The sequence below is a fragment of the Acinetobacter lwoffii genome, assembly GCF_024129855.1.
Lineage (GTDB): Bacteria > Pseudomonadota > Gammaproteobacteria > Pseudomonadales > Moraxellaceae > Acinetobacter > Acinetobacter lwoffii_L.
Window position 1 is genome coordinate 1 of the sequence record NZ_JAMXXC010000007.1, and the last position, 12,448, is coordinate 12,448.

8 protein-coding genes are annotated in these 12,448 nt (G+C 41.1%); 4 read left to right on the forward strand and 4 right to left on the reverse strand.

The window, feature by feature from the left end; all coding sequences use genetic code 11:
- Window positions 1–548: 548 nt before the first annotated feature.
- A complete protein-coding gene (locus NI465_RS07410; protein WP_004278405.1) occupies window positions 549–2,075 on the forward strand; it encodes a fumarate hydratase in 1,527 nt (508 codons plus the stop codon).
- Between the two features lie 67 nt (window positions 2,076–2,142).
- Here the strand turns inward: NI465_RS07410 and NI465_RS07415 are convergent, their stop codons facing one another.
- From NI465_RS07415 to tig, 4 genes are all read right to left on the reverse strand, one after another.
- Window positions 2,143–2,859 carry a DUF2846 domain-containing protein gene (locus tag NI465_RS07415; RefSeq protein ID WP_180087108.1) on the reverse strand — a complete coding sequence of 239 codons (717 nt, stop codon included), beginning with the start codon at window positions 2,857–2,859 and terminating at the stop codon, window positions 2,143–2,145.
- Between the two features lie 170 nt (window positions 2,860–3,029).
- Entirely contained in the window at window positions 3,030–4,340 is a 1,311-nt protein-coding gene (gene clpX / locus NI465_RS07420) for an ATP-dependent protease ATP-binding subunit ClpX (protein WP_180087109.1), read from the reverse strand.
- A 29-nt stretch (window positions 4,341–4,369) separates the two neighbouring features.
- The gene (clpP, locus tag NI465_RS07425) at window positions 4,370–4,975 is read right to left on the reverse strand and encodes an ATP-dependent Clp endopeptidase proteolytic subunit ClpP (protein ID WP_004647427.1); all 606 of its coding nucleotides are present in this window, start codon (window positions 4,973–4,975) and stop codon (window positions 4,370–4,372) included.
- 194 nt (window positions 4,976–5,169) lie between these two features.
- On the reverse strand, window positions 5,170–6,501 hold the full coding sequence (gene tig / locus NI465_RS07430; RefSeq protein ID WP_086044917.1) for a trigger factor: 1,332 nt from the start codon (window positions 6,499–6,501) through the stop codon (window positions 5,170–5,172).
- 265 nt (window positions 6,502–6,766) lie between these two features.
- Between tig and NI465_RS07435 the strand changes: the two genes are divergently transcribed.
- The 3 genes from NI465_RS07435 to NI465_RS07445 all read left to right on the forward strand — a co-directional run bounded on the left by NI465_RS07435 (window position 6,767) and on the right by NI465_RS07445 (window position 12,323).
- Window positions 6,767–9,022 (forward strand): TonB-dependent receptor domain-containing protein, encoded by a 2,256-nt coding sequence (locus NI465_RS07435; protein WP_253137578.1) that lies wholly within the window; start codon window positions 6,767–6,769, stop codon window positions 9,020–9,022.
- 314 nt (window positions 9,023–9,336) lie between these two features.
- Window positions 9,337–11,568: a TonB-dependent receptor gene (locus NI465_RS07440; RefSeq protein ID WP_253144892.1), complete on the forward strand. Its 2,232-nt coding sequence runs from the start codon at window positions 9,337–9,339 to the stop codon at window positions 11,566–11,568.
- 71 nt (window positions 11,569–11,639) lie between these two features.
- A complete protein-coding gene (locus NI465_RS07445; RefSeq protein ID WP_253144893.1) occupies window positions 11,640–12,323 on the forward strand; it encodes a Fe2+-dependent dioxygenase in 684 nt (227 codons plus the stop codon).
- The last annotated feature ends 125 nt before the right edge of the window (window positions 12,324–12,448 follow it).

Below are 12,448 nucleotides of genomic sequence, written 5' to 3' on the forward strand. Positions count from 1 at the left end.
GATTTGAAGATTTGAAGATTTGAAGATTTGAAGATTTGAAGATTTGAAGATTTGAAGATTTGAAGATTTGAAGATTTGAAGATTTGAAGATAGGTTAATTCTTTGAGGTCTTAAAATAAAAAAGAAGATAAAGCTTAGGCTTGCTCTTCTTTCTGACCGTACATCCAAGTTGCAGCGATATATACACAAAAACCAGCTGCCATCAAAATACCTGTAACCATTGTTAGGATCTCCCGTTTCAATAACTGCATTATGTAAAAGTTTTATGACAGTTATATGACAATCTGGTTTTTTATTAAATTTAAAATAATTAATAAAATTCAATCGCTTAATACGGAATAAGCAAAATTATGCGTATTTTTTATCTGAAATATGACATTGAATATGACAACTTGCTGTCATATTTGACCCATGGAATAGCTAAAGTCCTTGCTCAGATTGCTTAAACTATAAACTTTCGGCCAATGCTCGCCCAAAATGCCCACAACCCGATTCTTTTGTCTTATAATTTAGCCCGCTAGCTATCAGCCCGCTCAAGAGATATTTGTATGACAACTATTATCAAGCAAGATGACTTGATCACATCAGTTAAAGATGCGCTTCAGTTCATTTCTTACTATCACCCACAGGACTTTATCCAAGCGATGAGCCGTGCGTATGATCGTGAAGAGAACAAAGCTGCTAAAGATGCGATCGCACAAATCTTAATTAACTCACGCATGTGTGCAGAAGGCCACCGCCCAATCTGTCAAGATACCGGTATCGTCAACGTATTTGTTGAAGTGGGCATGGACGTTAAATTCGATTTAACCATGAGCCTGGATGATGCAATCAATGAAGGCGTACGTCAGGGTTATTTAGAAAACTCGAACGTGCTTCGCGCATCAGTTCTGGCTGATCCTGCATTTGGTCGTAAGAACACCAAAGACAACACTCCTGCCGTGATTTACCACAAGCTTGTGCCTGGTAATAAAGTAGATATCACTGTGGCAGCCAAAGGTGGCGGTTCAGAAAACAAATCTAAACTAGCAATGTTAAACCCATCTGATTCAATCGTGGATTGGGTACTGAAAACTGTTCCAACCATGGGTGCAGGCTGGTGTCCACCAGGTATGCTGGGAATCGGGATCGGTGGTACTGCTGAAAAAGCCATGATGCTTGCCAAAGAAGCATTGATGGAAGAGATCAACATGGACGAATTGCTTCGTCGTGGTCCACAAAGCAAAATGGAAGAGCTTCGTATCGAAATCTTCGAAAAAGTAAATGCTTTGGGTATTGGTGCACAAGGTCTTGGCGGTTTAACCACTGTACTTGATATTAAAATCAAAGATTATCCATGTCATGCTGCAGGTAAACCAGTTGGTATGATCCCGAACTGTGCTGCGACTCGTCATGCACACTTCCAGTTAGATGGTACAGGTGTTGCACATATTCAAGCACCTAAACTTGAAGACTACCCTGCTGTGACTTGGGATTCTTCATCTTCTAAACGTGTTGACCTTGACACGATTACCCAAGAAGAAATGAATAGCTGGAAACCAGGCGATACACTTCTTCTTAACGGTACAATCTATACAGGTCGTGATGCTGCACACAAACGTATGGTCGACATGCTGAACAACGGTGAAGAACTTCCTGTTGATCTGAAAGGCAAGTTTATCTACTACGTTGGCCCTGTTGATCCAGTCGGCGACGAAGTTGTAGGCCCTGCTGGCCCAACAACGGCTACGCGTATGGATAAATTTACGCGTCAAGTTCTTGAAGCAACTGGCATGTTCGGCATGATCGGTAAAGCAGACCGTGGTCCTGCTGCCGTTGAAGCCATTAAAGACAACCAGGCAACTTACCTGATGGCTGTCGGTGGTGCTGCTTACCTCGTGTCTAAAGCTATTCGCGAAGCTGAAGTGGTTGCCTTTGCTGACCTGGGTATGGAAGCAATTTACAAGTTTGTGGTAAAAGATATGCCGGTATCTGTAGCGGTTGATGTGAATGGTACTTCTATTCACGCGACTGCACCTAAAATCTGGCAAGCAAAAATTGGTAAGATTCCAGTAGTTGACGCTGCTGCGGGCTAATTAAATCTGTATAAAAAAGCACCCATTCAGGGTGCTTTTTTATTATATTTTCTCAATAAAATGTCAATTACCAAGTCCGCGGATCCCAAAGTTTAAAAGGTGCTTCCAACTGTACATCTAATGATGGATCATAAGCAGTCGGTTCAATTTTTTGGGCTTTTTTACGAATCTGGCCTGTTTCCTGATCTTGTGCCACGAAGTTAAAACTGTCTGATTTTAGCTGAGTAAAAGCAATTTCATTCAGGCCAACTTTTTCCGGCATCAGCATGAGCGGCCCGGAAACACTCCGGCGTGTACTGATATTCTCTTCATCATATTTAATAAAATAAGACTGTCCCGCTTCGACAGTAAAATCCAGATATTTAGGTTTCTGGAAATGCAGCGCGCCTAGCGGTCGACTGGTACTCAAACGATAGGTCCCTGCAGGCACTTCAATCCAGTAATAATGGTTGTGCAATAAGCTTGGAATATGTTCTTGATTGATAAACAGGCTGGCAGCGACAATTTCCTGACGATTCCATCTAGAATCGGGCCGGTATAAATATACAATAGCGGCTTCATCATGCTGTGGTTTCACCGTCTGAAACTGGTTTCCCTGCTTTTGATTGACCCAACCGCCAATGGTAAACATACCGATACGATGCTGCTCGACAAAGCCCGGTTTTTTTTCAAGATCGATATTTTTTAAAGTGCTGAGTGGCTGTGTAGGCTCAACGACGGCTTTCTTACCATGACACCCCAGCAATGCCAAACTGCTGATGAGTACAATTGCGACTCCACGCATGCTTATCCCTCACTGCGTCTTTATTCTTTTGTATGCAAGTGCTTTGCGATTTGTTTTTTATAAGTTTTAGGCATCCACGCCTAGTGAATCAGATTAACACCGAGCTTTATTTTTGGAAATAAAAAACGTGCGAAAACACGGAGTTTTCGCACGTTTCGGACGAATAGCAATTAAGCAGATTTGCTATTTACCACCTTTAAATCTATTTTTGTTGCTGTCTCTTGCTGATCATGTGGCTGACGCTTGGCACGGTATTCCGGCTCTGCCTCACCTTTAATCACAGCTTCATTGATGACGACAGTGCCGACATCGCTACGGCTTGGCAAGTCATACATGGTTTCCAGCAATGAATTTTCCAGGATCGAACGTAAACCACGCGCGCCTGTATTACGCTCAACTGCTTTCTTAGCCACTGCGCGTAATGCCGATTCTTCAAAAACCAGATCCACATCTTCCATATCAAACAGATGTTGATACTGACGGGTTAACGCGTTCTTCGGCTCAGTCAGAATCTGCATCAGTGCTTCTTCATCCAACTCATCCAAAGTGGCAATGACTGGCAAACGACCAATAAATTCTGGAATCAAACCAAATTTTACCAGATCAGTTGCTTCAACTTGACGGAACAAGTCAGAAAGCTTCTTGGTTTCATCTTTTTTACGCACTTCTGCAGTAAAGCCGATACCACCTTTTTCCTGACGCTGCTGCACAATTTTCTCAAGTCCTGAGAATGCACCACCACAGATAAACAGGATGTTCGAGGTATCAATCTGAATGAATTCCTGCTGCGGATGCTTACGTCCACCTTGTGGCGGAATTGATGCAACCGTGCCTTCAATCATTTTCAATAATGCTTGCTGAACCCCTTCACCCGATACATCACGCGTGATGGATGGGTTTTCAGACTTGCGGGTAATCTTGTCGATCTCATCGATATAGATAATCCCCTTCTGCGCTTTTTCGACATCGTAATCTGCTTTTTGTAAAAGCTTCTGTACGATATTTTCTACATCTTCACCCACATAACCGGCTTCGGTCAGTGTCGTTGCATCTGCCATGGCAAATGGAACATCAAGAAGACGTGCCAGCGTTTGTGCAAGCAAGGTTTTGCCCGATCCTGTCGGACCAACCAACATAATATTACTTTTTGAAAGTTCGACTGAATCATCAGCTTTCTTGCCATTATTTTGCACTTTCAAGCGCTTGTAATGGTTATAAACCGCTACTGACAAGGTTTTCTTCGCGACGTCCTGACCAATCACATATTGATCCAAGGCCGCACGGATTTCATGCGGTTTCGGCAAAGGACGATTGGCCCAGTCATTGGTTTCCACCTGTTGACTGGTTTGAACCAAATCTAAGCATACGTCCACACATTCATTACAAATGTATGCGTCCTCGCCTGCAATCAGCTTCCCGACTTCAGACTGCGTTTTACCGCAAAATGAACAATGCTTTTGTCCTTGAGGATGTTCGGACATATTTACTCCACTATCTCAATCTTTAAAACTTATGGACGTTTAGTTAAAACTTCGTCCACAAGACCGTATTCTTTCGCTTGCTGAGCAGTCATAAAGTTGTCACGGTCTGTATCACGTGCAACTTTCTCGTAATCCTGACCGCTGTGTTCAGCCATTAAACGGTTTAAACGCTCTTTAATAAACAGGATTTCACGTGCATGAATTTCAATATCTGAAGCCTGACCACGGAAACCACCCAATGGCTGGTGAATCATGACACGGGCATTTTCAAGGCAATAACGCTTGCCCTTGGTACCGGCATTCAGCAGGAACGCACCCATTGATGCTGCCTGACCCATGCAGTACGTTACGACATCAGGTTTGATAAACTGCATGGTGTCATAAATCGCCATACCCGCAGTTACCGAACCGCCTGGTGAATTGATATATAGATGAATATCTTTATCTGGATTTTCCGCCTCTAAAAACAACATTTGCGCAACGATCAGGTTCGCCATGTTGTCTTCAACTTCGCCCGTCATAAAAATTACACGTTCACGCAAAAGGCGTGAATAAATATCAAAAGAACGCTCACCACGAGAGGATTGTTCTACCACCATTGGCACTAAAGCGTTTTCAATCGTTGGAACATACATACGTTTATTTATTCCTAAATTTTTTGTGACCTAACCCATAATCACAATATGAGGTATAATCACTGAAATTGCAAAAAATTCGCCAACAAATCCATTATATTTTTTGCATTAGTTTTGTGAAAAACAGAAATGCTTTTTTCAGGCATCAATATGAAAAAAAGGCGCATTAAGCGCCTTTTTTATCGAAAGCTAAATTAGCCTTGTTGACGAGCTTGCTGCTCTTTCAATAAGTCTTCATAGCTTACAGTCGCATCAGTTACTTTAGCAGAAGCCAAAATGTAATCAACAACTTGGTCTTCTAGTACAACTGCTTCGATTTGAGCACGCTGTTGCGCATCGTTTTTGAAGTATTCGATCACTTCGTTTGGATCTTCGTAAGAAGAAGCCATATCTTCGATGTACGCTTCAACACGTGCAGCATCTACTTCGATTTTCGCATCAGCTAAAACACGGCTTACAAGTACGCCAAGTTTTACAGATTTTTCAGCTTGTTCTTTGAACAATTCGTCTGGAAGCATGCTTGAATCAAATGCTTTCGCACCTTGAGCACCAAACTGCTGTGTGAACTGCTGGATCATTTGTTGACGTTGACGGTCAATTTCTTGAGCAAGCATAGCAGCTGGAAGTTCAACTTCGTTTGCAGCTACAAGTGCATCGAAAGTCGCGCCTTTAACCTGATTGCGAAGGCCGTTCTTCACTTCACGTTCCATGTTTTTACGAACGTCAGCTTTTAACTTCTCAATGCCTTCTTCTTCAGATACACCGAAGATTTTCAGGAATTCAGCATCGATTTCTGGAAGTTTTTGTTTTTCAACAAGCTTCACAGTGATTTTGAATTGAGCTTGTTTACCAGCAAGGTTTTCAGCTTGGTAGTCTTCAGGGAAAGTTACATCAATCACTTTCTCTTCGCCTTTCTTCATACCAACGATACCGTCTTCGAAGCCAGGGATCATACGACCAGAACCAAGTACTAGTTTGAAGTCTTCTGCAGAACCGCCTTCAAATTTTTCGCCGTCGATTGAACCTTCAAAATCAAAAGTTACTTGCATGTCTTTTTTAGCCATGCCTTTTGTTTCAGCCCAAGAAGCGCGTTGTTTTTGAAGATTTTCAATCATCTTTTCAACATCTTTGTCATTCACTTCTGAAGCTTTGCGTTCAACTTCCAAGCCTTCGAATTTCACGTCAACTTCTGGATAAACTTCAACAGTCGCTTCATAAACTAAAGCGTCGTCTTTCATTTCAGTTTTTTCAATGTTCGGCATGCCTACGGCATTGATTTTTTCTTGCTGGATCGCTTCGAAAACTGTATCACGAATGATGTCGTTGACAACTTCTTGGTAGATACCAGCGCCGTATTCACGACGAACGACGTTTACAGGCACTTTACCTGGACGGAAGCCGTTGATCTTCGCAGTTTTAGCAGTGCGTTTTAAACGAGCTTCAAATTGCTCATTAATACGGCTCGTCGGTACAGAAACATTTAAACGACGGGCAACGCCCGAAACCGCTTCAGAAGTTACTTGCATGGCTTCCTCTATATATTTGGTAATAACAGGTTTATAAAAATGTGCCACATTATATGACAACATTTAAGGATATACAAAAAATACGCGCGAGTTCCAGTTTTTAAGTCTTTTTTATTCGAATTGCTACCCTTTCAAATATTCAGTCAACCCCACTTAAATGCAGAAAATGTATATTTTTTATTGCAAATGATAAGTACTATCATTAATATCCAGTTTCTTATTTGAGCAACAATACTAATTTATTCTTCGGTTCGGGAATTTGGTCATGCATAGTTTTAGTCTTCGTCCACTTACATTGGCAATTCTTGGGGTTACAGCAACATCTGCTTTTGCAGAGACTGTGAATGAGACAACGACTCCTACAACAACACATCAAATGTCTACGATTGTGGTTTCAGCAGCAGGTTTTGAACAAGATATAAAAAATGCGCCTGCCTCTATTAGTGTAGTAACTGCAGAAGACTTAAAGAAAAAAGGTATTACCAGTATTGCAGATGCGCTCAGTGAAGTACCAGGTGTCGACGTACGAAATGGCCAAGGCAAAACTGGTGGTTTAAATATCCAAATGCGTGGTCTGAATCAATCTTACACTCTTATTTTGATCGATGGTCAGCGTCAGAATACTTCTGGTTCAGTTGGTCCAAATGGTTTTGGTGAATTTAGTACAAGCTTTATGCCACCATTAGCTTCTATTGAACGTATTGAAGTCATTCGTGGGCCTATGTCTACCCTCTATGGTTCTGATGCCATGGGCGGTATCATTAACATTATTACCAAGAAAGTTGCATCAGAATGGAATGGTAACGTTTCTGTTGAACAGAATATTCAAGAAAATTCTGATATTGGTAATAACTGGAAAACCAGTGCAGTTGTTAATGGTCCAGTGATTCAAGATAAACTTGGTATACAAGTACGTGGCGAGTTTTTCCACCGCGATCAATCAGATCGACTTGTTACACCCGCAAAAACTATTGATGAAGGTAGCCAAGGTCGTGACCCACGTACAGTAGAAGCAAATAATTATGCTGTGGGTACAAAACTTACGCTAAATATAAATGATAACGTCTCTACTTGGGTAGACTTTGATCATGCTAAACAACGTTTTGATAATAGTGATGCCCGTTTAGGTGAACTTTACGAATTCAACCGTACGACAGGTTTACCATCAGGGATTGGTTCATATAAAGACGAGATCAAATTCTTAAGAGATCGTATTTCTGCAGGTGTAGATGCTGAGCTTAACTTAGGTCAATGGAAAACATTTGCAAGCTATGTTTCTTCTGAACAAGAAGGCCGTCGTCTTCCAAAAGGAAATGTACCTGAATACAATTATTATTCAGATGGTACACAAGATCGTATTTTAGAAAATAAAGACCTAACCGTTGATTCTCGTATTATCTCAACACTTGGCAACCATAAACTTACAGCTGGTGTTGAATATAAAGATGGTGAAACCATCGATAACTCAGCAGGTAATGGAGTTGCTTTTAAACAAGATTCTTGGTCTGTGTTCGCTGAGGATGAATGGAATCTAACGGATTCTCTTGCATTCACTTTCGGTGGTCGCTACGAAGACCATAGTGCTTTTGGTGGTCACTTTACACCTCGCGCATATTTAGTTTGGAACACCAATGATCAGTTGATTTTAAAAGGTGGTATAAGTACTGGCTATAAAGTTCCAACAGCGAATGACCTTCATAATGGAATCAATGGTTTTAGCTCACAAGGCCGAAACGTGACTTTGGGCAACCCAGATCTTAAGCCTGAAGAAACCACAAACTATGAACTTGGTTTCGTTTACGACAACTTGTCTAATTTCTCTTTAGCTACCACTGCGTTCTTTACTCAGTTTAAAGATATTATTATCAGTGATGCACGCGTCGTTGAAAACTGTTTATGGGCAGGTCGCCCAACAGGACAAGCACCTGCAAACAACTGCATGACTGTAGGCAGTTTTGATAATCAGCAAAACTTTAGCTTTAAAGGCAATGCAGGCGAAGCTGAAAGCTACGGTGTGGAACTTAGTGCTAAATATGAAATTTCTCCAAGCTTTGATGTAAAAGCAAACTATACTTGGTTAGAGTCTGAAATTACCGAAGGTGAAAATAAAGGTAATCCTATTGAAAATACACCTCGTCACGCTTTGAACTTCACAGGAACTTGGTATGTGAATGATAAGTTCACTACCTGGTTAGAAGCTGAATATAAATCTGACCGTGTACGTTTCATAGATCCTGATTTAAGCGATGTCAATGTAAGTCGTGAAATTGATGCTGTCGGCAATAAGTTAAAAGCCTATGAGCTATTTAATTTAGGTGCATCTTATAAAGTCAACAATCAAGTTACTGTTTCAGGTCGTGTGAATAACTTATTGAACAAAGACTTTGGCGACTATAAGTCATTTATTAATAGTGATAACGAAGTTGAAAATGCTTTCCTATATACTAAAACGACGAGTGGTTTAGCGGGTACTTATATTCCAGACCGTAACTACTGGCTATCTGTTTCATATGACTTCTAATATTTAAGTGAAAGTTATTTAAAACCCTGCCCTGGCAGGGTTTTTTATTATCGCTAGGTTAGTACTCCACGAAAAATCCCTAATTTATGTCCCTTTATAGACATCATTATTCTCAATAAAAATTTAATAATCAGATTAATTTTTCAATATTTATTAAAATCAAAAACTTAAGTAGATATTGTTATATCATTACATTTAAAAACTCATTTAATATTTTCTTAAAGATCATGAATTCCCATGATAAAAAGATAAAAATAAAAACAAGAATCATTATTATTCGCATACATTTTTAGCATTCATTTATTAGGTTTAACATGACCTTCATTAAAACACGTAAAAAAATCGTTTCCTCTGCAATTGTTTCATCTTTATCAATGGTAGCTGCATCTGCGATGGCAGAAGAACAGGTGATCCAGTTAGAGACTATTCATCAAGAAGTCAAAGCTGAAAAAGCACCCAGCTTAAAAGTAGATCAATCTGCGAATAGCAAATTTGTTGCGCCTTTACTCGACACCCCCAAGTCAGTTTCAGTGATTTCAAAACAGCTGATTGCCGATACACAAGTGACGACTTTAGCTGATGCACTGCGTACAGTTCCGGGGATTACCTTGGGTGCAGGTGAAGGTGGTAATCCGAATGGTGACCGTCCATTTATTCGTGGTTATAACTCTGAAAGTTCGATGTATGTAGACGGCGTTCGTAATGCCACCTCACAAAACCGTGAAATGTTTGCGGTAGAACAAGTTGAAGTGACCAAAGGTTCTGCTTCTGCCATGGGCGGTGCAGGCACCACTGGCGGTAGCATTAACATGATTTCTAAAGTCGCTAAAGCAGGCGATTTTCTAGAAGGTTCGGTCGCTGGCGGCACAGATAATTATCAACGTATTACTTTAGATGGTAACAAAGACTTTGGTAATGGTATTGCGGCACGTGTGGCAGTCATGGGGCATCAAAATGAAAAAGCCGGCCAGAAAGACGGTGCAGAATATAAACGTGCCGGTATTGCACCGAGTATTAGCTTTGGTCTGGACACCCCTACTCGCGCGACTCTCAGTTATTACTACTTAAAATCGGACGACACGCCGGATTCAGGTGTTCCTTATAAGTATGATGCGGCAAAAAAAGCCACCATCGGTAAACCTGTTGATGTAAAACAGGGCATTTATTATGGTTTATTAAGTCGTGATTTCCAGAAACAGGAAAATCAGATCGGCACCATTAAACTGGAACACGATTTAACGGATAACCTGACCCTGAGTAATACAGCGGTATATAGCACTGCCAAAAATGACTACTTATGGACCCAGCCAGATGACTCCAAAGGTAACGTGCTAAATGATAAAGTCTGGCGTCGTATAAACTCACGTATTACTGATACCAACATCTTTACCGACCAGCTTGCTTTGACAGGTAAGTTTAATACAGGTGCATTCAAGCATAGCTTTAATATAGGTGCAGAGTACTCAGATCAAAAATCTGACAAAGGTAACTACTTAACAAGTTATCCAGGCTATCCAGGTACCACCACAGGTGGTTTCAACAGCGACTGTGCTATCAACGATGCATGGTGTACATCATTAACTAATCCAGACTCACGTAATCAATGGTTGGGCTCTTCCGCAACCAACAAAAATCTCACGACAACCACGACCGAGACTACATCTGTCTATCTCTTAGATAATATCGAGTTTAGCCCGCAATGGTTATTAGATTTGGGTTTACGTTGGGATAAATTTGATACCAAGCAAACCACAAATGCGACTGGCGACTCTATTGAAAATAATACCGACTTCCTGACCTATCAGGCTGGATTAATCTTTAAACCTGTTGAAAATGGTTCTATCTATGCAAGTTATGCGACTTCTGCCAATCCGGTCGGTGTAGATGGCGGGGATGGTTCAGAAGCAATTGGCCAAGCCTATATGGACTTAGATCCTGAAGAGAGCCGTACCTTTGAAATCGGCACAAAGTGGGATGTGTTAAATGAAAGACTGAGTTTAACCGCTGCCGTGTTCCGTACTGAAAAACAAAATACACGGATTCAACTGGATGCTGCTACATATACCAATGGCGGCGAAACCCAAGTAGACGGTCTTGAGCTGGGCGTAAATGGCCAAATTACAGATAAATGGGCTGTATCTGCTGGTTATACTTATCTCGACAGTGAAACTGTGAACCCGGGCCCATCCTGTAACCGTCAAGGGGTATGTACACCTGACAACCCTGCCAAAGGTAAGCAAATGCAGAATGTACCTAAAAATTCTGCAACCCTGTGGACTACCTATGCTGTAACACCTGCTTTAACTTTAGGTGCAGGTGCTGTTGCAATGGATAAAGTTTATGGTGATGCAGCCAATACCAAGTGGGTTCCAGGTTATGTCCGTTATGATGCTATGGCGCGTTATAACGTGAATGAAAATGTTGATTTGCAATTAAACGTCAATAACCTGTCTGATGAACGTTACTTCACCAAAGCTTATGCCTCTCACTATGCCACTGAAGCAGAAGGCCGTAGTGCAGTGCTGGCAGTCAACTTTAAATATTAATTCAATATAACCGCATAGCCTCCTGATGGGGGCTATGTTATTTTTAAAATACGATTATTCAGGGGTTTCTCGTGCTGCATCATATTCCAAATGTACTGAGCAAAGAACAGGTGCAATATTTCCGTGAGGAGATGAATAAGATTGAGTGGGTCAACGGCAAAGTTACCGCGGGTACACTCTCTGCAACGGTGAAACAGAATCAGCAACTGCCTGAAGATCATTCCCTGACCCAGCATTTAAGCACAATCATTCTTGAGTCTCTGGGACAGCATGCTTTATTTTTATCAGCGGCGATTCCACTGGATATTATTCCTCCCCTGTTTAACCGCTATGAAAATAATGAATCTTTCGGCTTTCATGTCGACAATTCGATTCGTCGTATTCGCGGCAGCAATGAACGTCTCAGAACGGATTTATCCTGTACGGTTTTCTTGAGTGAGCCGGAAGAATATGTCGGTGGTGAACTGGTGGTCGAAGACACTTACGGTTATCACGAAGTAAAATTGCCTGCCGGCGATATGATTCTGTATCCGTCGACCAGCCTACATGAAGTCACGCCAATCACTTCCGGTTGCCGAATTGCTTCATTTTTTTGGGTACAAAGCATGATCCGGGATGATGCAGAACGGCATATGCTGTTTAATCTGGATCAGAGTATTCAAAACCTGAGAATGCAGCTGGGTGATCAGCATGCAGAAGTTATGAAACTGACCAATCTGTATCATAATTTAATGCGTAAATGGGCTGAACTTTAAAAGATGCCCTGACTTCAATGATCTTTGAAAATCATTGGATTTATTTTTTATTAAAATATACTGCGTTATGGCACTATTGAACGTAATAAATAACGCATTATGTTAAAATCAAGAAAATATAAAAT